The following is a 25,272-nucleotide window of genomic DNA, read 5'->3' as shown; positions in this document are numbered from 1 at the left end:
CGCAACCTGGCTGCGGTTGGTAACAAATCGCTCTTTTCCCTGTCAATGATAGACCTTGATTCCTCCTCTGAAAATGGGCGCGTGATCGGTTTTTTTGACGACTGAGACAACGGGCGTAGAGAGGAATGATCGGGAAATTCGATACACGGTCGCCCGCGATTCATGAGATGCATTGAGAGGGATTGTGATCGGACCGGCTGGGTTTTCTTTGTCATTTCGATCATTTACGCGGCTCGTCTGATCCAGCGGCACGGTCTGGGTGGGGCTAGAGTGGGAGGCCGCATGAGCCCGCGCTCCGTCCTCTTCGCCCTGCTGCTGATCGCCGCCTGCCGGGCGCCCTCCCAGGCTGCTGCCGTCCCGTCGGTGCCGGCCCCCCGCGGGCCCGAGGTGTGGGTGGACCGGAGCCGGCCGGAGTCCGGGGATGGCTCGCGGGAGCGCCCCTTCCGGACCCTGGCGGAGGGGTTGGCGGTGCGTCCCGCACCCACCGTGCACGTCGCGCCGGGGCTGTACGCGGGGCCCTTCTTGCTGCCCGCGAACACTCGCCTGGTGGGGGCGGGGGAGAGCACGGTGCTGTACGTGGAGGGCCTGGAGTCTGTGCTGCGGATGGAGGCGGGGGCCGCGCTGGAGCGGCTGACGATCCAGGGAGGAGGCTGGGGCGTGGAGACGGAGGGCGCGCTGACGCTCGAGGACGTCGCCTTCAGCGGGGAGCGTGCGGGGGCCATCCACATGGTCGGCGGCCGATTGCTGGCGAAGCGAATCCAGCTCGAGGCGAGCGTGTCGGAGACGGTGGGGCTCTCCTTGGAGAGGCAGGCCACCGCGGACGTGAAGGAGAGCACCTTCTCGGGACCCTGGCGGCGGGGGGTGCAGGTGCAGGGGGGCGCCGAGGCGGTGCTGGAAGGGGTGCGGTTCGAGGGAGCGGTGATCGCGCTGGACCAGGAGGGCGGGCGGGTGCGGCTGCGCCGGGTGGTGGTGGAGGAGGGGCGGGGGCCGGGGCTGCTGTCGCGGGACGGGGTGCTCGAGCTCGACGAGGTGCAGGTCCTTGGCCACGAGTACGGGCTGGCCAGCTATGGCGCGAAGCTGGAGGTGCGCGGATTCACCTCGGTGGGGGCCGAGCGCGCGGGGCTGGGGTTGACCCGCTCCACGGGGCGGCTCGTGGACGTTCAGGTTCGCGAGAGCGGGAGCTTCGGGGCGCTGCAACTGGTGGACTCGGACCTGGAGCTGAGGGACTTCCGGGTGGACAACGTGGACGCCTATGGCGTGGTGGCCACCCAGGGATTGCTGCGCGCCAGCCACGGGAGCATCACCCGGCTGCGCTCGAAGGAGGGCTTCACGGGCGACGGCCTGCACCTGCGCGGAGTCACGGCGGACATTGAGGGGGTGGAGGTGCGCCAGGCGGCGGGCGCGGGCCTGCTGGCGGCGCAGGGGGCGGAGGTGACGCTGCGTGACGTGACACTGGTAGGCTGCCAGCAGGCGGGGCTGTCGGTGGAGAGCCTCGCGAGGGTGAAGGCCGTGGGGCTCGAGGTGCGCGACACGAAGGGAGCGGCGCTGGCGGTGCTCCGGGATGGGGATGTATGGGTGGACGTGCTCACCGCGAGCGGGCTCGCGGACGGGCTTGTCTGGGCCGAGTGCGAGGGGCAGACGCGGGTCCACCTGCAGCGCTTGAGGACAGAGGACCGCCGAGGCCTCGAGGCCTCCTGCGTCGAGCAGGGCCCGTGAGGATGTGACTTCCAGGAAAGGCAGCGGCGATGACGACTCTCATGACGAAGTCCGGAATCAACCTCGTCAGTCCCGAGAACCTGCTCCACCCGAACCCTGTCTATCGGCAGCTGCAGGAGTCGGATCCGGTCCACTGGTCGGAGCTGATGCAGTCCTGGTTCATCACCCGGTATGACGACGTGACCGCCTGCTTCCGGGATGCGCGGCTGAGCGCGGACCGGACCCAGCTCTTTTACTCGCACCAGCTGCGCGGCATGGGGATGGAGAAGGTCAAGGACCAGCTCTACGTCGCCGAGCGGCAGATGCTCATGAAGGACGGCGCCGAGCACTCGCGCCTGCGCCGCAACGCCAACCCGGGGCTGACCTCCCAGGCCGTGGCTGGCTGGAAGCAGGATGTCCGCAGGATCACCGAGACGCTGCTGGAGGAGGTCCAGCCTCGGGGGCGGATGGAGCTGGTGGCGGAGTTCTCGGAGCTGCTGCCCTCGCGGGTCATCATGGAGTTCTTCGCCATCCCGGCGAAGGATCAGCAGGACCTGATTCGCTGGTGCGGCGACAACGTCCGCCTCTTCGCCTCCACCACGGGAGGCGATGCGCAGGAGCTCGCGGTCAAGGCCAACACCGCGGTGGTGAACCTGATGAACTACCTGCGCGCCGCGATCCAGGAGCGCCGGGACAAGCCGGGCCGCGACATGCTCAGCGTCATGATCAACGCCCAGGAGGAAGGACGGCTGGACGAGGGAGAGCTCGTCTCCAACGCCATCCTCGTCCTCACGGCCGGGCTCGTCACCACGACGGATCAGCTCACCAACGGGGTGCACGCGCTGCTGACGCACCCCGAGCAGCTGCGCAAGCTGAAGGAGGATCCGTCGCTCACCAAGTCCGCGGTGGAGGAGATCCTCCGCTACTGCCCCGCCGCGCCCTTCATCCACCGCGTCGCCACCGAGGACTTCGAGCTGCGCGGGCGCACCATCCAGCGCGGGCAGCTCGTGTTCCTGGGCATGGCCGCCGCCAACCGCGATCCGGCCGCCTTCCCGGAGCCGGACCGCTTCGACATCACCCGGCAGTCCAACAAGCACATCTCCTTCGCCTTCGGCTCGCACATCTGCCTGGGCAACCGGCTGGCCCGGCTGGAGCTGGAGACTGCCTTCGAGCTGCTCTTCCAGCGCCTGCCCACGCTGCACCTGGACGAGGAGAAGCCCGCGAGCCTCAAGGCCAACAGCCTCGTGTTCCGAGGCTTCCACTCGCTGCCCGTGCGCTGGTGAACCCCGGGCGCGCGCTCAGGCCGACAGCGTGGGAGAAGGCGCGGGCTGCTCCTCGCGTTTGGGTAGCGGCGTCGCACGGTCCTTGAGCCACTTGCCAATGAGCGGGTAGACCTCCAGCGGCGCGCCCGTGCCGAACATGAGGTCTCCATGGCCGTAGTCCATCTTGTCTCCGCGGTCGCGGCCGAAGACGTGGAGCGTCCGGTCAGAGGAGGAGGCGAGCAGCTCGTACTGCTTGCGGACGTTCTCCGCGGTGGCGAGCCGATCGCTGCTGCCGCCCATCACCAGCACGGGCAGGGTGAGCCGGGACAGGCCCGCGCGCCAGTCCACCTGGCCGTCGTAGGAGCGGAACGCGTCGTGCTCGATCCAGTCCTGGAACTGGAGCAGCACCTTGCGGCTCATCGAGGACATCATGTTGGCGAACACCTGCCGCTGGATGGGGGGAGGGATGTGCTCGGGGTTCACGAGCAGCTCCGACAGCGGCAGGTTCACGTAGCCCAGGAAGGGGGCCAGGGTGGCGCTCATCCACTCCTGCCGGAAGCTGCCGGGCCACGCGGCGCGCACTCCCAGGCTCAGCAGCGAGCGCATCAGCGGCTCGGACTTGAAGAAGACGGGCGAGCCCAGCACCAGCAGCCCCGCGAGCCGAGGTGCCTGCGGCCCCTGCGCCACGGCATAGCCCACCAGCCCGCCCATCGAGTGCCCCAGCCAGAACGCCCGCTTCGCCCCCGTCTCCTTCAGCGCCAGCTCCAGCAACGCGGGAGCGTCCTGGAGGATGTGATCATCAATGGTGAAGTCCGTGGACCTGCGGCCCGGAGGCGGCTGGCGCGAGTGCCCGGTGCCCCGCCACTCGACGCTGAAGCAGTCGAAGCCAGCGTCGGCCAGATAGTGGGCCACGGAGTACGGCGGCGCGAAGTCGAAGGTGAAACGGTTGGCGGCCAAACCGTGACACAGCAGGACAGGCTCCTCGAAGCGCCGCTTCGGAGCCCGCCGGGCATGAATGGCAATCTCCCACCCATCCTGGCAGCGTGCCCTCAGCAGTTGCGGTGGGGCTGTACGGGGACGGTAGAGACGGCGGACGCTCAGGACCCAGACGACATTGCCCAGGAGCCCGGCCAGGACGAGCAGCAGCCCCCAGAGCACCCACTTTCCTGGATCCATCCCACCCTCCGTGGACGCAATAAAACCTTGCTATGGTCCGTTCAACCCGCCGTGCAAGCGCGAACGGGCATTCGGAGAGAGAGGCACTCGATGAAGCTGCGGAAACTGATGTTCGTGCTGCCCAACCTCTTCACGGTCACCTCGATCTTCTGCGGCTTCTACGCCATCACGCTGTGCGCCGGTGAGGCGACGCCTGTCCAGTTCTATCAGGCGGCGCTGGCCATCCTCTTCGCCATGTTCTTCGACGGGTTCGACGGCCGCGTGGCCCGGCTGACGAAGACGCAGAGCGACTTCGGTATGCAGCTCGACAGCCTGGCGGACGTGGTGTCCTTCGGCGCCGCGCCCGCCCTCCTGGTCTACAAGTGGGCGCTGGCGCCCCTGGGCTTCCTGGGCCTGTTCATCTCTTTTGCTTTCGCGGCGTGCGGCGCGATGCGGCTGGCGCGCTTCAACGTGCTGGCCACGCGCAACCCCCACGGCGGCGGCGGGAACTTCTTCGTGGGGCTGCCCATCCCGCTGGCCGCGGGCGTGCTGGTGTCGATGATCATCACCCACCACGCCATCAGCGGGGCTCGGCCGAGCGCCGCGGTCACCTGGCCCATCGCGGCGGTGGTGGGGCTGCTGGCGCTGCTGATGGTGTCCACGGTGCGCTACCGCACCTTCAAGGATCTGCGGCTGTCGAGGAAGTCCGCGCTCATCTTCATGCTCGTGGTGGCCAGTGGCCTGGCCATCGGCATCCAGCTCCGCCCGGCGTACGTGCTGGTGGCGTACTCCTCGGCGTACCTGGCCATGGGGCTCATCGAGTCCGCGTTCCTGGTGCGCAAGCGGCTCGTGGCGCGCAAGGTGGGCGCTGGGGTGGCCGTCGCGGCCGTGCTCGAGGACGACGTGGAGGAGGACGAGGACGACGAGGAGGCTGAGTCCGAGAGCGAGCCGCTGCTCTGAGCTGCTGGGAGGAGGCACGGTCCTCATGGAAGAGGCTGAAGGAGGGGCTCTCGGCGCGTGCTGGCGCGAGGCAGGGCCGCTAGGATGCTCCGCCCATGCGCGTCGAGCTCCTGTGTACCGGTGATGAGCTTGTCACCGGCCTGATCACCGACACCAACAGCCCCTGGTTCGAGGCCCGGCTCTTCGAGCTGGGCGTGAAGGTGGAGCGCATTCTGCTCGTGGGAGACGTCCGCCCGGACATCACCCAGGCGCTCCTGGAGGTGGCATCCCGCGCGGACGTGGCGCTCGTGTCCGGCGGGCTGGGGCCCACGATGGATGACTTCACGCTCGAGTGCGCGGCGGCGGCGGCGGGCGTTCCGATGGTGGAGGACCCTCGGGCGCTGGAGTGGCTGCGGGAGCGCTACGCCAAGCGCAATGTGTCCATCTCGGCGGGGGCGCTCCGCATGGCGCGGGTTCCCCAGGGCGCCGAGGTGGTCCGCAACCCCGTGGGCTCCGCACCCCTCGTCATCATGCGGTTGGGGCGCTGCCGGCTCTTCTTCGTTCCAGGCGTGCCTCGCGAGTACATGGCGCTGGCCGAGGGCGAGGTGCTGCCGCGCATCCGGGCCGCGCTGGAGAGCGATCCGGAGCGCGTGTACCTGGCCTTCCGGCTGCTGAAGACGGTGGGCATTGCCGAGTCCATGCTCGATGCGAAGGTGGCTCCGCTGGTGCCTCAGCACCCGCAGGTGGTGTTTGGCTTCCGCACCCACGCTCCGGAGAACCACCTCAAGCTGATGGCCACCGCCTCCACTCAGGCCGAGGCCAACGCGGCCCTCGCCGCCGCCGAGGTTGCTTCCCGGCAGGTGCTCGGCACGGCCATCTTCGGCGCCGATGGCGAGGAGTACGCTCCGGTGATGGCGAAGCTGCTGACGCGGGCGGGGGCCACGCTGTCGCTCGCGGAGAGCTGCACGGGAGGGCTCATCGCCCAGCAGCTCACCTCCGTGGCGGGCTCGAGCACCTTCTTCATCGGCGGCGCGGTGTCCTACTCGGAGAAGATGAAGATGGCCTGGGTGGGAGTGCCGGCGGAGGTGCTCGCCCGGCACACGGCGGTGTCTCGCGAGACGGCCGTGGCCATGGCCGAGGGTGTGCGCGCCGCCTGCGGGACGACCTATGCCTTGTCGGTGACGGGCTACGCGGGACCGACAGGCGGCACGCCCGAGGATCCGGTGGGCACGGTCTACAGCGCGCTGGCCGCCGAGGGCCGCCCTACCCACTGCGAGCGTTTCTCCCTCACCGGCGATCGAGACCGCGTGCGCCTGTTTGCCGCCATCTCCGCGCTCGAGCTGCTGCGCCAGCGCCTCCTCGCGGGATCGTCCGCTCCATGAGCCGCAAATCCAAGCGTTCCAAGAAGGGCTCCACTTCCGAGCAGACGTCATCGCAGGCCTCGGCCTCGTCGCCCGCCGCGCCCGCCGCCTCTACGGCTCCAGCCGAGGGCGCGACTCAGGCAGCGCCGGCTTCCCCACCCACGGCTCCCGCCCAGCCAGCGGACACGCAGGGCGAGCCGCCCGCATCGGCCTCGATGGGGCAGGGCGTGGGGGCCGCCGCGCGCATCTGGTTCTCCGCGTATCGGGTGGAGGTGGTGCTCTTCCTGGTGAGCTTCGTGGTGCTGGCGAGCTTCAGCTCGGAGCGCTTCCTGCGCCAGAGCGCGGCTCCGCACTTCATCTACCAGGCCCAGTCCTGGTTGGAGGGACGGCTGGACGTGGATCCAGAGGTCCTGCCCAACCTGGAGGACTGGGCGTGTGTGCGAGTGGTGGGAGGCCAGAAGGTCCGCTGCGAGGGTCGGCCTCTCCCGGGCGATCGCTGGTACGTGAGCTTCCCGTCGTTCCCGGCCGTGGCGATGCTGCCCTTCGTGGCGGTGAACGGCTACCAGTTCAATGACACCTCATTCGGGGTGATCATCGGAGCGCTGGCGGTGGCGCTCTTCTACTCGCTGCTGCGGTTCCTCTCGAAGGAAGGGGAGGCGGCGAGGAATCGGAACGAGAACATCACCCTGGCCCTCATCCTGGCTTTCGGCACGCTGTTCTTCTACTGCGCCATCCGCGGCGAGGTGTGGTTCAGCGCGGAGGTGCTGGGCGTGGCGCTCACCTGCCTCTATGTGCGCAATGCCATCCGAGCGCACCGCCCGGTGCTCGCGGGCCTCTTCTTCTCCATGGCCACGCTCACCCGCACGCCGCTGCTGTTCTCGGGCCTCTTCTTCGTGCTGGAGGCGCTGTGCCCCGGGCCGGACCGGCTCGGACAGCTCCGCGCTTTGGCGAGCCACTGGAAGCCCGCGGCTCGCAAGCTGGGCCTCTTCGCCCTGGGCGCCGCGCCGCTGGCCTTGCTGGCCGCCGCCTACAACCTCTACCGCTTCGGCAAGCCCGGCGAGTTCGGCCACGCGTTCCTCTACAACAACCGCGTCAACGCCGACATCGATCGATACGGGCTGTTCCACTTCGCCTATCTGCAGCGCAACCTGGAGGCGGCCTTCCTCAAGCTGCCGCACGTGTCCCTGCACCCGCTCCAGCTGGGTTATGACCCCAACGGGCTGACGCTGCTGCTGACACTGCCGCTGCTCGTCTTCCTTGTCATCCCGAAGACGCGCCCTCGGCTGCACTGGCCGCTGTGGCTCACCGTGGCGGTGTGCGCGCTGCCGGGGCTCTTCTACCAGAACAACGGGTACATGCAGTTCGGCTTCCGCTTCAGCCTGGACTACACCCCCTACCTGCTCCTGCTCTTCGCCATTGGCGGCTGGGCCCTGCGCAACCGCTTCGTGCTGGCCGCCGTGGTGCTCGGGGTGCTGGTGAACTTCTGGGGCGCTGTCGCCTTCCACGGCTATACCGAGTACGTCCGGAACTGGTAGCAGGCTCCACGTCCCCTTGCGTCCAAAGGCTCGGGCGCGCACATATGAAGGGTCATGGAACCGCCCACCGGACAGCCTCCCTTCGGCAAGCGCTGGCACACGCGCGAAGACAGCGGCATCCGCCTCGACAAGGCCCTGCGCTGGTGGCACGACGACGAGCCCATCGAGCACCCGAAGATCATCGAGCTCTTCAACACCTCCCTGGTGCTCGATGACGACGGGCGCTACCAGCTCCGCATCGGCCAGGACTGGTGCTTCATCCAGGTGGAAGACGCCGCCTATGAGGTCCGCACGGTGGACGTCACCGAGGACGAGCGTATCTCCGTCCGCTTGAGCGATCGCACCGCCGAGGCGCTCGATCCGGCCACCCTCGCGCTGGAGCCGGACGGCGTCTTCTCCTGCCGGGTGAAGCGCGGCCGGGCCAAGGCGCGCTTCTCCCGGGATGCTCAGTACCAGCTCGGAGAGCTGCTCGAAGAAGGCGAGGGAGGTCGCCTCTTCCTCCGAGCCGGCCAGCGCCGCCTGGCGGTGCCCGTGTCGCTCGAGCAGCCCTCGGCCTAGGCCACCGCCTCCTCGGGCTCGGCGGCCGCAGGCGGAACGGGCGTGGGCGCTCCGATCAGCTCGGTGGCCAACCCCTCCAGGGCCTCGGGGTGCTCGCGCAGCCACTCGGCCGCTCGCTCACGCCCCTGGCCAATCCGCTCGCCTCGCAGGCTGAAGTGGCTGCCGGACTTCTCGATCAGGCCCGCCTGGACGCCCAGATCCAGCACCTCGCCCGCGCGGTGGATGCCCACCCCGTACACCAAGTCGAACTCCGCCTCCTGGAAGGGCGGGGCCAGCTTGTTCTTCACCACCTTCACCTTCGCCCGCGTGCCGATGACGCTCTCGCCATCCTTGAGGTTGCCCGTGCGCCGGATCTCCAGCCGCATCGACGAGTAGAACTTCAGCGCGTTGCCGCCCGTCGTCGTCTCCGGGTTGCCGAACATCACCCCGATCTTCATGCGGATCTGGTTGATGAAGATGATGCACGTGCCCGAGCGGCTCACCGCGCCCGTGAGCTTGCGCAGCGCCTGGCTCATCAGCCGCGCCTGCACGCCCATGTGCGCGTCCCCCATCTCGCCTTCGATCTCGGCCCTGGGCACCAGCGCCGCCACCGAGTCGATCACGATCAGATCCACCGCCCCCGAGCGCACCAGCTGCTCGGTGATCTCCAGCGCCTGCTCGCCGGTGTCCGGCTGCGACACGAGCAGCTCCTCCACGCGCACGCCCAGCTTGCGCGCGTAGTGCACATCCAGCGCGTGCTCCGCGTCGATGAAGGCCGCCACGCCTCCCGCCGCCTGCACCTGCGCGATGGCGTGCAGCGTGAGCGTCGTCTTGCCGGAGGACTCGTTGCCGAAGATCTCCACCACGCGCCCGCGCGGATAGCCTCCCACTCCGAGCGCTCGATCCAGGCTCACCGAACCCGAGGGGATGACCGCCACCTTCTGCTCCTGCGCCTCGCCACCCAGCGGCATCACCGCCCCCTTCCCGAACTGCTTCTCGATCGCCGCCACCGCCGCCGCCACTGCCTTCAACTTCTCCGTGACCTTGTTCATCGCTTCTCCAACGCCGCCCTTCCGGGACATGAGTGCTGCGCCCGGCGCCGAACCAGCCGCCCAGCGCATCGCGTGGAGCCATCAGCAATGAACATGCCGCGCGTGCTCCCCTCTGGAGAGCAGCCGCGCGGCATCGGAGAAGCGCCTGCCACCGTCCACGCTGGTGGACTCGCCGAGACGGTGGGGCCTGCGGAAGGTGGGGGGCCGCGAATCAGCTAGTGGTGGTGGTGGCCACCGCCGCCGCCACCGCCGCCGTGCACAGGCGTCGCGGGGTGGTAGTTCGACGGAGGGGGCTCGTGCCGCTGCCACCCGCCGTTGTAGTGAGCCCGCTCGCCCGGGTTGTAGTAGGGCCTGCCGCCCGAGTAGTAGTGAGGCCTGCCGCCGTAGTTGTAGTAGTAGCGGTGCACCATGGGGTAGCGGTGCCAGGAGTATAGGAAGTAGTTGGGGTGCCCCCACGTCACGGCGATGCCCGCGTGGCGGTAGACGGGAACCACGACGCGCAGCGAGCCCGGCAGTGCCCACCCTCCGCTGACGAAGACCCACGAGCCCCCGCGCAGCATCCATCGCGGTGAGACGAACGTCAGCCCAGGCCGGGGAGGCGTCACCCAGCTGCCCTCGATCCAGATCCAGTCCGTGCCGGACCAGTACCAGTAGCCCGGAGCCCAGACGACGTTCGTCGCGGGCTGGGCCGGCTGAACCTCGTTCTGGACCGGGGGAGGCGCCTGCGCCGTGGAGACGTCCTCGTTGACTGGCTCGACGGGGATCTCCACCTCGTTGGAGCCGGCTCGTGCCCAGCCACCCGAAACCCACTGCCAGCCGCCCTGGTCCTCACGCCAGTAGCCGTTGATGAACTGGTAGCCGGACATCGGCGCGATCCAGGCGCCCTGCTTGAAGCGCCACTGGCTGCCATCCCAGTACCAGTGCCCCGCGGTCCACACCGCGCCGCCGAAGGGGCGGGCGGTGGGTCTCTCTTGAGGGAGCGCCGGCGGGGCGTAGGGCGCCGCGGGGGCGGAATTGTCTACCTGATCGGCCTCCTCATAATCCTGCGCGGCGACCGGCTCGGTCTGTGCGTACACGGTCTGGGTCGCCAATCCGACAACTACACAAGCCAGCCATCGGCGAGTCATGACATTGCCTCCGTTGAACACCACGAACCTCTGAATCATACGGGCCACGGCAGTGCCGAGCCCCTCAAACCTATGAACACGACGTCCGGCCGCTCGTTAAATTCAAGCCGAGCGCACCTTCTTCACTCCAGGCCCCGGGGTGGGAGCAGGGTGGCGGGGCAACGGTTGATGGCTGAACAGTCGGCCGAGCCCTCCCCCAGCGTTTTCACTGGGACTGGATCCTGGGAATGCAGCCACACGGTAGCCGGATGCGGGGAGTGCGCAGGCTCAGTCGGCAGAGGGGGATGGGGCGTGGGATGGGCCCTCATGCCCCCGCTCGGCGATGGACTCGGGCACGCCCCCTTGCCCGCCGATCTCCCGGTGAAGCTGGATGAGGGTGTCTCGCACTCGGCGTAGCAGGGCGTCCCGGTCCGCGTTCTTCAGGCCCTTCGTCTCGATAGGCTGGCCCACCTTCACGTGGATGTCGTGCCTGCGCAGCCAGATCCACCCCCGGGGCAGGGTCTGCAGGGAGCCCTCGATGGCCACGGGGATGATGGGGACCTGGGCCGCGATGGCAATCACGAAGGGCCCCTTCTTGAAGGGCTGGATGAGCCCATCCCGCGAGCGAGTGCCCTCGGGGAAGGCCAGGACGGACTTGCCCGAGCGGATGTGCTCTCCGGCGCGAGCCAGGCTCCGGACCGCTTCTCGGCGGTTGGAGCGGTTGATGAAGATCATCCCCGTCATCGCCATGTACCAGCCCAGGAAGGGCACGTACTTGAGGACGTGCTTGGCGATGAAGCGGATGTTCGCCGGCAACGCCGCGAAGGCCACGGGGATGTCCATGGCCGACTGGTGGTTCATCAGGAAGATGTAGGGCTTGCTCCAGTCGAGGGCCGGCAGCGGCTCGATGAACAGCCGGGAGCCGTTGATGCGCCAGTGCATGGGAGCCCAGAAGCGCCGCGCCATCATCAACGGCACGCTGCCGTTGAGCGTCAGCATCATCATCACCCCCGCCAGGGTGATCCAGAAGGCACCCCACGCCGCCAGGAAGATCAACTGGAGCACATTGAGCAGGGGATAGAAGATCTTCATCGGCGGAGGACTCCCGAAGGCGCCCATTATCACGCCGGGGACAAGCTGGGGACGGCACCACCGTTCAGCCGCGAGCGTGGTGGACACGGACAGCGTTGAACTTTGTCTGGGGAGGCAGGAAGGTCTCCCATGTGACTGCCAACTCCGACACCCGTCCCCACGTGGTCATCCTCGGCGGAGGCTTCGGTGGCCTCTACGCGGCGATGCGGCTGAGGCGCGCGCCGGTGCGAGTCACGGTCGTGGATCGCCACAACCACCACCTCTTCCAGCCGCTGCTCTACCAGGTGGCCACCGCGACGCTCAGCCCCAGCGACATCGCCTCGCCGCTGCGAGGCATCCTCGGCCGGTACGGCATCTCCGTGCTGCTCGCGGAGGCGACCGAAGTCGACGTGAAGGGCAAGCGCGTGCTGCTGGCGGATGGAGAGCTGACGTATGACTTCCTCATCGTCGCCACCGGCGCCACCCACTCCTATTTCGGGCATGACGAGTGGGCTCGCTACGCTCCGGGGCTCAAGACGATCGAGGACGCGGTGGAGATCCGCCGGCAGGTGTTGCTCGCCTTCGAGCTGGCCGAGCGTGAGCCGGATCCGGCCCGCCGCCGCGAGCTGCTGACCTTCGTCATCGTCGGAGGGGGAGCCACCGGCGTGGAGCTGGCGGGCGCGCTCTCGGAGATCAGCCACCACGCGCTGGTGCGGGACTTCCAGAACATCGATCCCAGCCAGGCGCGTATCCTCCTGGTGGAGGGAGCCCCTCACGTCGTGCCCACATACCCGGAGAGCCTGTCCCTCCGGGCGCTCGAGTCGCTGAAGCGGCTGGGCGTGGAGGTCCGCACGGGCGTCCGCGTCACCCAGATCGACGAGACCGGGGTCTACCTTGGGGAGGAGCACATCCCCGCGCGGACGAAGCTCTGGGCCGCGGGCGTGGCGGCCTCTCCCTTGGCGCGCTCGCTGGGGGTGGCGCTCGATCGGGCGGGCCGTGTCGCGGTGACGCCGGAGCTCACCCTGCCCGAGCGGAAGGATGTCTTCGTCATCGGAGACCTGGCGCTCTTCATGGAGAAGGGCCATCCCGTTCCAGGCGTGGCACCCGCGGCGATGCAGGAGGGCAAGCACGCGGCGCGGAACATCCTCCGCCAGCTCGAGAACCAGCCGATGGAGCCCTTCAGCTACTGGGACCGCGGCATGTTCTCCGTGATTGGCCGAGGCTCGGCGGTGGGCGTGGCCCTGGAGCGCTTCCGCATGTCGGGCTACCTCGCGTGGCTCGCCTGGCTCTTCATCCACATCCTTTTCCTCATCGGCTTCCGCAGCAAGGTGGCGGTGCTCGTGAACTGGGCCTACTCGTATCTGGCGTTCCAGCGCTCGGCTCGCATCATCACGGGCGGGGTGCCCTTGCGGAGCCGGTCTCCCGCTCCAGCCGCGTTGCCTCAGCCGGCGGCACGTCTCGGAGAGCCGCAGCAAGCCCGGGAACAGCCCACTCCTCACCCTGGATCTTCCTGACGCCTCGCTCCGGCTCACTCAGGGCTCCTCGGGGGGGCGGGAGCGGGCCTCCGAGCGCAACAGCTGGGAGAAGGCATCCGGGCGCGAGGTGCCCTGCGTGTTCGCGTGGAGCCAGCCCCGCCGGTCGAGGATGCGGCAGTCGATGGCGATCCGCATGTCCTCGTCCTCGATGTGCGCGTGTCCCTCCAGGTCCGCGCGGGTGAGCGCGAGCTTGAGGATCCGGTCATGCGCTCGGGCGGACAGGCCATGGTGGCGCACGGCCCGCTCGATCATCTTCTCGGCCCGAGCGCTCATGGCACAGTGGGTGCGCAAGAGCCTCGGCGGCATCTGCGCATTGCAGTGCACCCCGGGCTCCTCGCGGAACCGGGCCCGCTGCCGCTCGCGGGCGGCCTCCACCCGGTCCCGGTAGTACGTGCTCGGAGGCTCGAGGCTGTCGCGCTGGGCAATGTGGTGGTACTCCACGGGCCTCGTCTGGAGGGTGATGTCAATCCGGTCCAGCAGCGGACCGCTCACCCGCGCGTGGTAGTCGAAGACGCGGTGCTCCGAGCAGGTGCAGCTGCGCCCCGGCACGTTGAAGTAGCCGCAAGGGCAGGGGTTCATCGCCGCCACCAGCATCACCCGGCAGGGATAGGTGACGTTCTGGCTGGCCCTCGCCAGGTGGATGAGGCCCTCCTCCAGGGGTTGGCGCAGCACCTCCATCACGTTCTTGCGGAACTCCGGCAGCTCATCGAGGAACAGCACCCCATGGTGCGCCATGGAGAGCTCGCCGGGCCGCGCCGCTGGCCCCCCGCCCACCAGCCCCGCATCCGAGATGGTGTGGTGCGGCGACCGGAACGGGCGCTCGCGCATCAGCGCCTGGTCCTCACCCAGCAGCCCGAGCACCGAGTAGATCTTCGTCACCTCCAGCGCCTCGGTGAACGTCATCGCGGGCAGGATTCCGGGCAGCCTCCGGGCGAGCATCGTCTTGCCGGACCCGGGCGGGCCGCACATCATGACGTTATGGCCGCCGGCGGCCGCCAGCTCCAGCGCCAGCTTGATCTCGGGCTGGCCCCGCACATCCGCCATGTCGAGCGGTGGCGGGCCTCGGCTCGACGCGGGGCGAGCGCTCTCGCGCTCATAGGGGGAGAGGGGCCGGACCCCGGTGAGGTGCTCGACCGCCTCGCGCAGGTGATTCACCGGCAGCACCTGGACGCCCTCCACGAGCGAGGCCTCGGCCGCGTTCGCCGCGGGGACCATGACGCCCTGAAAGCCGCCGTTCCTCGCGGCCACGGCCAGCGGCAGCACGCCCTTGATGGGCTTGACCCACCCATCCAGCGACAGCTCCCCGCCAAAGAGGTAGCGCCCCAGCGGCTCCTCCTCCATCAGCTTCGCGGCCGCGAGCACGCCCAGGGCGATGGGCAGCTCGAAGGCGGCGCCCTCCTTGCGGATATCGGCCGGGGCCAGGTTCACCGTGATGCGCTTCTGCGGCAGATCGAAGCCCGTGTTCTTCAAGGCCGAGACGACCCGCACCTTCGACTCGCGAACCGCGCCCTCCGGGAGCCCAACGACGTTGAAATATGGCAATCCCAGGGCCATATCGACCTCGCACTCCACCACCACCGCGTCGATGCCCATCAACGCGCCCGATCGCACCCTCGCCAGCATTCCCATCCTCCGGATTGTCTCCCCGGAGCCATAGCAATGGACGTACCAGCTCACCTCCCAAGGGGAGGCAGCCAGTCACCGTCCAGGAAGTGGGATGGTCCGTCCACTCGGCGGGACTTGGGCTTGCCGCGAGCCCGCCGAGGATGAGGTGCCGCTACAGAGCCCGGGTGGAGCCCGCGCGTCGAGAGCCCTTGGCGTCCACGCCGCCCTCCACGCCCGAGGAGGCCGTGGCCTCCTTCCAGCTGATCCGGTAGGTGCACGCGTGGCCGTCGTAGCCGAAGGGCTCGATTCGGAGCTCCTTGACGCCGGTCATGCGCATGCCGGCCTGCATGATGCCGGCGGTGAACTCGGGGAAGGGACCCACCTCGTTCATCCACACGTCGAACTGGTTGGCGCCCAGCTCCGTGATGCGCGTCTCCGTGTAGTTGTTGCCCGCCCGGAAGTTCTGCGTCGCCCGGGCAATGGTCCGCCGAGGCCCCAGCACGCGCAGCAGGGACAGCACCGCGCGGCCCAGCATCGTCTGCCGGAAGCCCTCGACGTAGATCTCCCCGAGCTTGAAGGTGGCCATGGGCAGGGGCTCGCCCGGGTGCAGCTCCTCCGCCGCGATGCGGATGAACGTCATCCAGGCGTCGAAGGAGTAGGCCGGCTTGATCTTCTGATCCACGTCCAGGCCGGCCTGGCGGAGCCGGGCGCGGCACTCGGGCGTCAGCCGTCCACTGAGCGCGCGCACGAACAGTGCTTCAATCGTCTGTTCGAAAACCAGGAGCTCGTCGGCCATGAGGTGGCCCAATGTATCCGACGAGCCCTGGGTTGGGAACGGCGCCCGCGCTACGGAGCGGGAGCCGGTGCCGGCGGAGCCTCGGGAGCGGGAGCCGCACCGCCCTCGGCGCCGGGAACCACCGCGCCCTGCGGCAGATCCTCGGTGGCCATGCCCAGCACGCGGGCGCCGGCCGCCTTGGCGCCGTCCAGCGCGACGATGAGCTTGCCGTAGTTCGTCTTGTCGTTGGCCATGAAGAAGACGACGCGCTCGTCCTTCGCCTTGGCGGCGAGCATCTTCTTCAGGCGGTTGACGTACTCCTCCTGGGAAGGCATCGCCTCGGTGTTGATCTTGAGGTTGCCCTGCTCGTCCAGCGAGACGACGAGCTGATCATCCGGCGGAGGCGTGTTCTGCTCCTGGACCTCGGTGTCGGGGACCTTGACCTCGATGTCCTTCTCGAGCAGCGGCGTGATCACCATGAAGATGATCAGCAGCACGAGCACCACGTCCACCAGCGGCGTGACGTTGATGTCCGAGTTGGGCGGAGTCTGAGGCTTGACCCACTGGCGTTTCTTGATTCCGGACATGGCTATTCCTTCAGCTCCTCGACGCCCAGCGCGATGCTCTTGGCCTTCGCCTTGCGGGCGATGTCCATCGTCTTGCGCACGTCGCCCACCTGGAGCGAGCTGTCACCCTTGAGCAGGATGCGCTTGGTCGGGTTGGCCTCCAGCTCCTCGCGGAGCTTCTTCTCCAGACCCGCCGCGTCGTACTCGTCGTTCTCCAGGAACATCTTCTTGTCCGGAGTGACCGAGAGGATCATCGGATCCGTCTCCGACTTGTCCTTCTCGATGTTCGTCGCCTTGGGCAGCGAGACGGACTTGCCACGCTGGAGCATGGGCGTGATCACCATGAAGATGATGAGGAGCACCAGCACCACGTCCACCAGCGGAGTGATGTTGATCTCGTTCTTGATGCCCTGCTTGGAACCTGCTGCCATTCCCATGAATGCACCTGGGGCTTTTCTGGACGGGGGCTAGGATGAAGCGGCCCGCCGCGCGGGGAGGCCCCCAACACGGGGGCCTCTCGAACGCTCGGGCGGGCCGCGAGGGCGCCTGGATCAGGCCGACTGCTGGTGAGAGTGGCCCGCGCCGCCCGTCATGTTGCGAGCGACCACGTCCAGGAACTCGTTGGAGGACTCAGAGATGTCCACCGAGCGAGCGTCCACCCAGCCCTGCAGGAAGTTGTAGGCCACCACCGCGGGGATGGCCACCAGCAGGCCGAACGCCGTGGTGATGAGCGCCTCGGCGATACCGGCCGAGATGGTGCCCAGACCGCCCGAGCCGGACTCGGCCATGAGCTGGAAGGCGTTGATGATGCCCATCGTCGTGCCGAGCAGACCGACGAAGGGCGCCGTGGAGCCCACGGTGGCCAGCACGCCCAGGCCGCGCTTCATGCTCTGCACCTCGCGCTGAGCCTGGCGCTCCAGGGCGCGCGCCACGGACTCCACCGCCACGTCCCGCTGGTTGCGGCTGACCTTGTACGCCGTCAGGCCCGAGTTGATGACCCGGCCCAGATGGCCCACGTCCTTGCCCAGGTTCGTCTCGGACGCGGTGCCGAGATCACCCTTGGCCAGGATGGCCCCCATCTTCGCCGCGAACGAGCGCGAGTCCGCGCGCGTCTTGCGGAAGACCACCATGCGCTCGGCCATCACGACCAGCGAGGAGACCGACATGATGGCCAGCGTGAAGATGATGATACGGGCGAAGGTGCCCGTGGAGTTCCAGATTTCGATCAGCGAGAAGTGCATGGCGGTGAAAGCGCTCCTCCACGAGCGCGGGGGGGTAACAGCTGTTATGACGACAAGGCGAGGGCCGCCCGCTTGCTAGCGCGGGAGGCTCAGCTTGATGTTGAAGGTGTAGTCAACCTGGACTGGACGGCCCTGGAACGTGACGGGCTTGTACCGCTGCGCGTACAGCGCGTCCATCACCGCCTGTTCCATGTGGGGCAGCGGCTTGATGATCCGGCACTTCTCCACCTTGCCTTCGGTCGTGATGACGCACTTGACGATCATCAGGCCCTCCACATGGGCCTCGAGCGCCTCGCGCGTATACTGAGGAAGAGGACCAGACATCTTCTCCGGGCGCGTCATTCCCGCGCCGAACGGGAGCACGTCCGTGCCGGTGCTGCCCACCTGGCCACCGAGCACGCCACCGAGCACACCGCCCACCACACCGCCCACCACGCCACCCTCGACGCCGCCCTCGTCGCTCTCGACATCCTGCTCGGACTTCTCGGGCTCGGGCTCGGGCTCCTTCTCCGGGGGCTTGGTCTGGGGGATCTCCTTGGGAGGAGTCATCACGTTGGGCTTGGGCTTCTTGGGCTGCGTCTTCGGCTTGGCCGGAGGCGGAGGCGGAGGCGGGGGAGGGGGAGGAGGCGCCATGGCGGCCTTGAAGGTGACCTCCACCTCCTTCTCTTCCAGGGGAGGCGGGCGCAGGGAGATCCAGATGGCCAGCGCCACCAGACCCACATGCAGCACCACCGAGATCACCGCTCCGGTGCCGAAGCGGGCCTTGGGCGCCTGGCCGCGGTCAAGGACAGAGTCAAACATGCGCGATCACTCCTCTACACCAGTGGGCGACCCATTCAGCCCCGCCGGATCAAAGGCGTGCCACAATACAGAAACGCGGTCCGGGTTCAAGCGAGGCGTCCGGGAGGCGACGGACGAACCCGGCCAATGCCCCAGTAGTTGCCAAAAAGCAACCGTCTATTGACAACTTACCGACCTCTTGTATTTTCGTAGGCCATTTTTGGTTGCATCCGCCCACCTTGGAGGGGTCCGGCATGAGAGTAACCCGTATGCTCCGGGAAACCGGAGTTTTGCTGGTCGCAGGCCTGTTGTTCGGGTCCGCGGCTTTGGCGCAGTCCTCAAGCAGCGTCATCATCGGTACGGTCGTCAACGCTGACCCTGCCGCTAACAAGGCGCCGCTGGCCGATGTGGTCGTCACCGCGACCTCACCCAACCTACAGGGTGAGCAGACGGTGGTGACCGACAAGAGCGGCCAGTATCGCATTCCCCAACTGCCGCCGGGTGTGTACACCCTGCGGTTCGATTCTCAGGGCTTCAAGCCGTTCGCTCGCTCTGACATCCAGCTGCGCCTCAACCGCACCATCCGCGTGAACGTGGAGCTGCTGCCCGAGGCCTTCACCGAGGTGATCGAGGTTGCCGGCACCCCGCCGACCATCGACGTGGGCTCCACGACGACGGGCGTGAACGTGGATCAGGAGTTCATCCGCCGCATCGCCGTGAACCGCCCTGGCGGCAAGGGTGGCGCGGCCCGCTCCTTCGAGTCCCTGGCCGAGCTGGCGCCTGGCGCCCAGAACGATCAGTACGGCGTGTCCATCAACGGCGCGACCTCTCCTGAGAACGGCTACGTGGTGGACGGCCTGTCCACCAACGATCCGGCCTTCGGCATCAACGCCAGCCCGCTCTCTATCGAGTTCGTGCAGGACGTGAACGTCGTCACCGGCGGCTACCTGCCTGAGTTCGGCCGCTCCACCGGCGGCGTGATCAACGCGGTCACCCGCTCGGGCTCCAACGAGTTCCACGGCTCCGTGTTCGGCAACCTGACCCCGGGCGCCCTCGAGGGTGACCGTAAGCTCGTCATCGACGAGGGTTCCGTTATCTCCGGCGTCAACACGCTGAAGAACCTGGGCGACATCGGCGCCACCCTGGGCGGTCCCATCCTCCAGGACAAGCTGTGGTTCTTCGCCGGCTTTGCTCCTTCCTTCACCCGCTACACCCACACCCGCGGCATCAACGCGTTCCAGCTGGACCCGGAGACGGGCGAGAAGCTGCGTGACGCGCAGGGCCACGCGCTGGTGACGCCCATCCCGGACGCGAGCAAGAACTACTTCGCGGACGCGCGCAGCTTCCAGTACATGGGCAAGCTGACCTACCTCATCAACCAGGATCACAACATCTCGCTGTCCATCACCGGCACCCCGTCCAGCACGGGCGGCAATGGCAAGCTGGTGATCGATCCCCGCAGCGGCGCTCTGCCGGCCGCCCGCGTGGCGCGCCCCGGCGCGTTCGGCCTCACCGAGCAGCTCGCCAGCACCACGGCGGTGGGCCTGAAGTACGCTGGTGCCTTCGCGGACAAGAAGGTCCTCCTGGACGTGAACGCGGGCTACTTCCACCAGGTTGCCTCCACCCTGCCGTCGGACGGCAGCGAGCTGGGTGACATCACCGGCAATGGCACCTCCGGCCTCTCGCGCGTGAACTACGTCAACGAGCGCCCGCTGACCACCTTCGAGACCGTGCCGCACGCCGAGCAGTACTGCGACGTGACGCTGGCGGATGGCACTCAGGCGGATGCCTGCCCGGTGAACAACTACGCCGTCGGTGGCCCGGGCTTCCTGTCGGATGGCAAGCTGGACCGCTACCAGGTCAACGCCAAGGCGACCTATCTGCTCAACGCGCTGGGCACCCATGTGTTCAAGGCGGGTATCGATAGCGAGTTCCTCTCCTACGCTCAGCGCAAGGCCTACAGCGGCGGCGTGTTCTTCCAGGAGATCAGCCTCCAGGGCCGCATTGATCCTCGCACGGGCAAGGCCATTCCGTCCGGCGTGTACGGCTGGAACGACTTCCGCCGCTACGGCTACCAGACGGGCCCGGACTCGGCGGTGGTGCAGTCCATCCAGGAGTCCACCTCCAAGAGCACCACGGTGGGCGGCTTCCTGCAGGACAGCTGGTCCATCGCGCAGCGCGTGACGGTGAACGCGGGCGTTCGCTATGACGTGCAGGCGATGTACGGCGGTAACGGCCAGCTGGCGCTGGTGCTGGGCAACCAGCTGTCGCCGCGCGTGGGCGCCATCGTGGATCCGCTGGCCAACGGCCGCATGAAGTTCTTCGTCAACGTCGCCAAGTACTACGAGCAGGTTCCGCTCAACATGCTGGACCGCGCGTTCCCGCCGGAGCGCCGCTACACCGCCGTGCACGTGGCGCCCAACAACGCGGAGGGCACCAACGGCTGCGATCCCTCCACGCTCGAGGGGCAGCGCGGTGGCTGCGCGGACGCGCAGTACCTGGCTGGCCGCACCGAGAACAGCTCCAACCCGAACCGCCTCTTCAACGGCGGCAAGGTGGAGAACGAGCCGGTGGACCCGAACCTCAAGCCGCAGTCCTCCAACGAGTACGTGCTGGGCGGCGAGTACGAGGTGCTGGCCAACACCCGCTTCGGTACCAACTACACCCACCGCAACATGGGCTCGGTCATCGAGGACATGAGCCGCGACAACGGCAACACGTACTTCCTCGGCAACCCGAACCAGGGCTTCGCCAAGGACTTCCCGAAGCCGGTGCGCAACTACGACGCGGTCACCCTGTACCTGAACCGCACCTTCGCGGACGGCTGGCTGGCCCAGGCCAGCTACACCTGGTCGCGCCTGTACGGTAACTACCCCGGTCTGTTCAGCCCGGTGACCAACCAGCTCGATCCGAACATCCTCTCGGACTTCGACCTGATCAGCCTGCTGCCCAACCGCATGGGCCTGCTGCCGTTCGACCGCACGCACTCGGTGAAGCTGTTCGGCGCCAAGGAGCTCAACTTCACCAACGCGCTGTCGGCCAGCATCGGTATGTCCTACCGCGGCAACTCCGGCACGCCGATCAACTACCTGGGCGCGCACCCGGACTACGGCCAGGATGAGGCCTACGTGCTGCCGCGCGGCTCCGGTGGCCGCACCCCGTGGGTCAACACCATCGACTCCAACGTGGGCTTCAACTACCGCATCGGCAAGGACCAGGTGGCGTCGGTCACCCTGGACGTGTTCAACCTGTTCAACTTCCAGACGACGACCCGCGTGGATGAGTCCTACACCTTCGAGTCCATCTACCCGGTGGTCGGTGGCAAGCCGGGCGATGTGCCGGACAGGGTCATCATCAACACGGGCGATCCGGTGGGCGACAAGGAGAGCCCGACCTACCTGACCGCGGACCAGGTCAACCCGAACTTCAAGCAGCCGAACCAGTACCAGGCGCCGCGGCAGTTCCGCATCGGCCTCCGGTACACCTTCTAAGGCTCGGCAACGATCCGATCTAAAGGAAACTCAAGAATCATGATCAAGAACATCGTTTCCGTGGCCGCGGCGTTCCTCGGCGCGGGTATGCTGATGACGGGCTGCAACTTCGATCAGCCCAGCGCAGGCTGCATCGTTCAGGATGCCAGCTTCGCCAACTGGTTCGCGAAGTACGACCTGAAGGAAGGCCAGAACATCTCCTCGGACTGCCAGGCGAAGATCATCAAGGGCGAGACCGTGGGTGTGTTCAAGTTCACCGATCCGGAGAAGGCCAACTCGTCGGTGCTGACCATCCGGCCTCGCGGCCTGTACTCGCGCGCCGCGCGCGATCCAGGCGACCCGTACCTCCAGACGGCAGTGGGCAAGCTGTCGGACACCACGGACGCGCAGGACTTCTGCTCGGCCACGGACTTCTCGGCGGCGTCGGTCAACGCCGGCGCGAGTTCGTCTGAGGCGGCGACCACCATCACGTACCAGTTCGAGAACGTGAAGGTGTACTCTGCTCCGGACGCGCCGGGCACCCAGCTGTCGGGTGACCTGACCTACACCCGAGACAACTGCACCGCGCAGTACACGGTGCGGGCGATCTGGCCGGCCACCCCGTGCGATCCCGAGTCGTCCAAGCCGGCGGATCTCTGCGGCGAGGGCTCGGGCATCAACCCGGACTTCGCGGTGGAGTGCGACGCCGGTCTGGGCATCTGCGTGCCGTCCAAGCCGATCCCGTCGTTCAAGATTGATCGGTAGGCTGAATTCCCGCTGAACAAGTTCCTGCGGCCCCGGCTGCCCTCCCTCCTGGGAGTGGCCGTCCGGGGCCGCGGTGTTTAGAGAGGGTTGGACCCACGTTGGAGGAGCATGGAGGGCCGTTTCTCACTCATTGAAGCCGTGCGCGGGCGGATCGCCGACGAGCAGGGCACGCTCCGCAAGGAGGCGCCCTACCGGGTGGCCCTCTGCTACCCGAGCCCCTACCACGTGGGGATGAGCTCGCTCGGCTACCAGACCATCTACCGGGAGATCCACCTGCACCCGGGCGCCTCCGCCGAGCGCGTCTTCTTGCCGGACGACGTCGAGGCGTACCGCCGCACCCGGACTCAGCTCTTCACCTACGAGTCCGAGACCCCTGTCTCCAGCTTCCCCATGCTGGCCTTCTCGGTGGCGTACGAGCTGGAGCTGACCGGGGTGTTCTCCCTGCTGGAGCTGGCGGGGCTACCGCTGCTGAGAGAGGAGCGGAGCGAGCGCCATCCGCTCATCGTCGCGGGCGGGCCGCTGACCTTCTCCAACCCGGATCCGCTAGAGCCCTTCGTGGACGTGCTCGTCCAGGGCGAGGCGGAGGAGCTCATCCACACCCTGCTGGACGCAGCCTCCTCCATGGATCGAGAGGCGCTGTTGAGCTTCCTGGCGCGCACGCCCGGCTTCCGGGTGCCTGGGAGGGGAGGGGCTCGCTACTTCGTCTCCAAGGCGGCGGATGCGCGGTTGCCTGCTCGCTCGCAGATCATCACCCCGAACACGGAGCTGCGCTCCATGTTCCTCATCGAGCCCGAGCGCGGGTGCTCGCGTGGCTGCCACTACTGCGTCATGCGGCGGACCACCAACGGCGGCATGCGGACGGTGCCTCCCGAGCGGGTGCTGTCGCTCGTCCCGGAGAACGCTCGGCGCGTGGGGCTGGTGGGTGCCGCGGTGACGGACCACCCACGCATCGTGGAGCTGCTGCGCACCCTCGTGGATTCAGGCCGTGAGGTGGGCGTGTCCTCGCTGCGCGCGGATCGGCTCACCCAGGAGCTGGTGGACACCTTGCGCCGCGGAGGGGCCACCAACCTCACGGTGGCCGCGGATGGGGCCTCGCAGAAGATGCGCGACCTGGTGGACCGCAAGCACTCGGAGGCGCAGATCGTCCGAGCGGCGAACTTCGCGCGCACGGCGGGGCTCAGGCAGCTCAAGGTCTACAACGTCGTCGGCCTGCCGTACGAGGAGGACGCGGACATTGACGAGCTGGTCCGCTTCACCACGGAGCTGTCGCGCATCATCCCCGTGGCGCTGGGCGTGGCGCCCTTCGTGGCCAAGCGCAACACGCCGCTGGACGGGGCGCCCTTCGCGGGCATCCGCGAGGTGGAGGCGAAGCTGGAGCGGCTGCGGCGAGGGCTCAAGGGCCGCGCCGAGGTGCGGCCCACGTCCGCTCGTTGGGCCTGGGTGGAGTACATGCTTGCCCAGTGCGGCCCGGAGGCGGGTCTGGCCACCCTGGATGCGTGGAAGGCCGGAGGGAGCTTCGCCGCCTTCAAGCGGGCCTTCGAGGCTCGGGGCTGCGTGCCGTACCTGGCCCGGCGGGTCGAGGACGGCCGGCGCAACCCCACCGTCTGGCCTACCGTGCCCGCGGTGGCACCAACCTCGGCGGAGGCCTCGGCCGCCGCGGTGGATGTCCGGCCCTCGTAGGCGTGTGCACACATGGCGCCGGGACGGTGAACGTCTTGCGCCGCGCTCCTCCGCGCTCTGCTAGAAGGCCGCTGGCGCCGGCGGACTGGCGCGACGAGGAGAACCGGTGAGCACCGAGCGCGTGGACAAGGCGTGGCAGAACAAGGGACTCGAGGGGTATTCGACGGAGGCCATCCTCGGCACCCTGGGGCATTACGGCGTCCCGGTGGCCGAGGCGGACTTCAAGAAGCTCGCCGAGTCCTCCTGGCCGCAGGACATTGGCGTGGAGTGGGGCAAGAAGTGGAAGGGCACCGGTCCCTTCAAGCCCTTTCCGTGGGCCGCCGCCGAGGAGCTGTGGCGCCGCTGGGTGCCCGAGCGCCTCGCGCCGCACGAGTTCTCGGAGGCCCTGGCCCAGCTGATGGGCTCGCTGACGTCGCTGCTCGAGGGCAAGCAGGACGCCCCGGTGGCCGCCGCCTTCGAGCGCATGAATGCCATCCGCCAGCGCACGCCGAAGGATGACAAGGGCCAGCCCCTGATGGCGTTCATCGAGCGCGCGCTCGGCGGCTTCGATGAGAAGGTGGCCGAGATGTTCGACTCGATGGCGGAGACGCTCTCGAGGGCCGGCCACGTCCAGCACGCGGAGGCGTTCGCCGAGTTCGAGGAGTTCCTCCTGCCCGACCGCCGTGGCATCGCCACCGCCATCGTCCGGGCCTCGAAGGGCGAGCGGGACGCGGCCGTGCTGGACCTGGAGACGGTGACGGCCGACACGGCGCGGACGCCGCTGGCTCGGCTGCTCGCGGTGGATGGGTTGATTCACCTGGCGGCCTGGCCTCAGGCCACCGCCCGGGCCCGTCCGATGATGATGCAGGCCGAGCAGGACGGAGACATCCACCTGGCGATCGATCTCTGCTCCCGGCTGGAGCACATCTACAAGGCCACGGGCGACCGCGCGGGGCTGGAGGCGCTGGCTCCGGATGCGGCCCGGCTCAGCCAGATGCACGACCAGATGCACCCCGGTCACAGGCACCGTCGCTAAAGCCGCCTCGAGTCCTTCCCTCGCTGCAAGCCCGCGGAGGCGAGGGAAGGGCTACTCGCCGTCGGTTCCCGTCGAGGCGAGCGGCGCGGCCTCGGAGGCTTCCTGCTCGGCAGGGGCCTCCTCGGGT

21 protein-coding genes are annotated in these 25,272 nt (G+C 68.2%); 11 read left to right on the top strand and 10 right to left on the bottom strand.

Annotation, left to right across the window (positions count from 1 at the left end; genetic code table 11):
• The first annotated feature begins 282 nt into the window (after positions 1-282).
• Together ACJ8AT_RS02860 and ACJ8AT_RS02855 are read left to right on the top strand one after the other, a co-directional pair.
• On the top strand, positions 283-1,716 hold the full coding sequence (locus ACJ8AT_RS02860; RefSeq protein ID WP_407735982.1) for a DUF1565 domain-containing protein: 1,434 nt from the start codon (positions 283-285) through the stop codon (positions 1,714-1,716).
• 41 nt (positions 1,717-1,757) lie between these two features.
• Positions 1,758-2,978 (top strand): cytochrome P450, encoded by a 1,221-nt coding sequence (locus ACJ8AT_RS02855; RefSeq protein ID WP_407735981.1) that lies wholly within the window; start codon positions 1,758-1,760, stop codon positions 2,976-2,978.
• Between the two features lie 15 nt (positions 2,979-2,993).
• Here the strand turns inward: ACJ8AT_RS02855 and ACJ8AT_RS02850 are convergent, their stop codons facing one another.
• A complete protein-coding gene (locus tag ACJ8AT_RS02850) occupies positions 2,994-4,133 on the bottom strand; it encodes an alpha/beta fold hydrolase (protein ID WP_407735980.1) in 1,140 nt (379 codons plus the stop codon).
• Positions 4,134-4,223: 90 nt separating this feature from the next.
• Between ACJ8AT_RS02850 and pssA the strand changes: the two genes are divergently transcribed.
• The 4 genes from pssA to ACJ8AT_RS02830 all read left to right on the top strand — a co-directional run bounded on the left by pssA (position 4,224) and on the right by ACJ8AT_RS02830 (position 8,505).
• On the top strand, positions 4,224-5,072 hold the full coding sequence (pssA, locus tag ACJ8AT_RS02845) for a CDP-diacylglycerol--serine O-phosphatidyltransferase (RefSeq protein WP_407735979.1): 849 nt from the start codon (positions 4,224-4,226) through the stop codon (positions 5,070-5,072).
• A gap of 95 nt (positions 5,073-5,167) precedes the next feature.
• Positions 5,168-6,433, top strand: a complete 1,266-nt coding sequence (locus ACJ8AT_RS02840; protein ID WP_407735978.1) for a CinA family nicotinamide mononucleotide deamidase-related protein — start codon at positions 5,168-5,170, stop codon at positions 6,431-6,433.
• Entirely contained in the window at positions 6,430-7,947 is a 1,518-nt protein-coding gene (locus ACJ8AT_RS02835) for a hypothetical protein (protein ID WP_407735977.1), read from the top strand. The genes ACJ8AT_RS02840 and ACJ8AT_RS02835 overlap by 4 nt, the downstream gene beginning before the upstream one ends.
• A gap of 54 nt (positions 7,948-8,001) precedes the next feature.
• Positions 8,002-8,505 carry a DUF1285 domain-containing protein gene (locus ACJ8AT_RS02830; protein ID WP_407735976.1) on the top strand — a complete coding sequence of 168 codons (504 nt, stop codon included), beginning with the start codon at positions 8,002-8,004 and terminating at the stop codon, positions 8,503-8,505.
• Here the strand turns inward: ACJ8AT_RS02830 and recA are convergent.
• The 3 genes from recA to ACJ8AT_RS02815 all read right to left on the bottom strand — a co-directional run bounded on the left by recA (position 8,502) and on the right by ACJ8AT_RS02815 (position 11,734).
• Entirely contained in the window at positions 8,502-9,536 is a 1,035-nt protein-coding gene (gene recA / locus ACJ8AT_RS02825; protein ID WP_407735975.1) for a recombinase RecA, read from the bottom strand. The two genes, ACJ8AT_RS02830 and recA, sit on opposite strands and share 4 nt — an antisense overlap.
• Before the next feature lie 215 nt (positions 9,537-9,751).
• Positions 9,752-10,663 carry a hypothetical protein gene (locus ACJ8AT_RS02820; protein ID WP_407735974.1) on the bottom strand — a complete coding sequence of 304 codons (912 nt, stop codon included), beginning with the start codon at positions 10,661-10,663 and terminating at the stop codon, positions 9,752-9,754.
• A gap of 267 nt (positions 10,664-10,930) precedes the next feature.
• Entirely contained in the window at positions 10,931-11,734 is an 804-nt protein-coding gene (locus ACJ8AT_RS02815; protein ID WP_407735973.1) for a lysophospholipid acyltransferase family protein, read from the bottom strand.
• Positions 11,735-11,937: 203 nt separating this feature from the next.
• Here ACJ8AT_RS02815 and ACJ8AT_RS02810 point away from each other — a divergent pair, with 203 nt between their 5' ends.
• Entirely contained in the window at positions 11,938-13,227 is a 1,290-nt protein-coding gene (locus ACJ8AT_RS02810) for an NAD(P)/FAD-dependent oxidoreductase (protein ID WP_407735990.1), read from the top strand.
• 18 nt (positions 13,228-13,245) lie between these two features.
• Here ACJ8AT_RS02810 and ACJ8AT_RS02805 read toward each other — a convergent pair whose 3' ends face one another.
• From ACJ8AT_RS02805 to ACJ8AT_RS02780, 6 genes are all read right to left on the bottom strand, one after another.
• Positions 13,246-14,871 carry a YifB family Mg chelatase-like AAA ATPase gene (locus ACJ8AT_RS02805; RefSeq protein WP_407735972.1) on the bottom strand — a complete coding sequence of 542 codons (1,626 nt, stop codon included), beginning with the start codon at positions 14,869-14,871 and terminating at the stop codon, positions 13,246-13,248.
• A gap of 154 nt (positions 14,872-15,025) precedes the next feature.
• Positions 15,026-15,649, bottom strand: coding sequence for a DUF2378 family protein (locus ACJ8AT_RS02800; RefSeq protein WP_407735971.1), 624 nt, complete (start codon positions 15,647-15,649; stop codon positions 15,026-15,028).
• A gap of 50 nt (positions 15,650-15,699) precedes the next feature.
• Positions 15,700-16,215, bottom strand: coding sequence for an ExbD/TolR family protein (locus ACJ8AT_RS02795; RefSeq protein WP_407735970.1), 516 nt, complete (start codon positions 16,213-16,215; stop codon positions 15,700-15,702).
• 2 nt (positions 16,216-16,217) lie between these two features.
• Complete coding sequence (locus ACJ8AT_RS02790; protein ID WP_407735969.1) at positions 16,218-16,631, bottom strand: ExbD/TolR family protein; 414 nt, start codon at positions 16,629-16,631, stop codon at positions 16,218-16,220.
• A gap of 114 nt (positions 16,632-16,745) precedes the next feature.
• The gene (locus tag ACJ8AT_RS02785) at positions 16,746-17,435 is read right to left on the bottom strand and encodes a MotA/TolQ/ExbB proton channel family protein (protein ID WP_407735968.1); all 690 of its coding nucleotides are present in this window, start codon (positions 17,433-17,435) and stop codon (positions 16,746-16,748) included.
• Positions 17,436-17,510: 75 nt separating this feature from the next.
• Positions 17,511-18,236, bottom strand: coding sequence for an energy transducer TonB (locus ACJ8AT_RS02780; protein WP_407735967.1), 726 nt, complete (start codon positions 18,234-18,236; stop codon positions 17,511-17,513).
• A gap of 233 nt (positions 18,237-18,469) precedes the next feature.
• Here ACJ8AT_RS02780 and ACJ8AT_RS02775 point away from each other — a divergent pair, with 233 nt between their 5' ends.
• From ACJ8AT_RS02775 to ACJ8AT_RS02760, 4 genes are all read left to right on the top strand, one after another.
• Positions 18,470-21,706 carry a TonB-dependent receptor domain-containing protein gene (locus tag ACJ8AT_RS02775; protein WP_407735966.1) on the top strand — a complete coding sequence of 1,079 codons (3,237 nt, stop codon included), beginning with the start codon at positions 18,470-18,472 and terminating at the stop codon, positions 21,704-21,706.
• 39 nt (positions 21,707-21,745) lie between these two features.
• Positions 21,746-22,450, top strand: a complete 705-nt coding sequence (locus ACJ8AT_RS02770) for a hypothetical protein (RefSeq protein ID WP_407735965.1) — start codon at positions 21,746-21,748, stop codon at positions 22,448-22,450.
• A 108-nt stretch (positions 22,451-22,558) separates the two neighbouring features.
• Positions 22,559-24,130 carry a radical SAM protein gene (locus tag ACJ8AT_RS02765; RefSeq protein WP_407735964.1) on the top strand — a complete coding sequence of 524 codons (1,572 nt, stop codon included), beginning with the start codon at positions 22,559-22,561 and terminating at the stop codon, positions 24,128-24,130.
• A 106-nt stretch (positions 24,131-24,236) separates the two neighbouring features.
• The gene (locus ACJ8AT_RS02760) at positions 24,237-25,145 is read left to right on the top strand and encodes a hypothetical protein (RefSeq protein ID WP_407735963.1); all 909 of its coding nucleotides are present in this window, start codon (positions 24,237-24,239) and stop codon (positions 25,143-25,145) included.
• The last annotated feature ends 127 nt before the right edge of the window (positions 25,146-25,272 follow it).

It is taken from the genome of Hyalangium sp. (genome assembly GCF_045802625.1).
In the GTDB taxonomy this organism is placed as follows: Bacteria; Myxococcota; Myxococcia; order Myxococcales; family Myxococcaceae; genus Hyalangium.
This window is presented reverse-complemented; position numbering and strand designations above follow the sequence as displayed.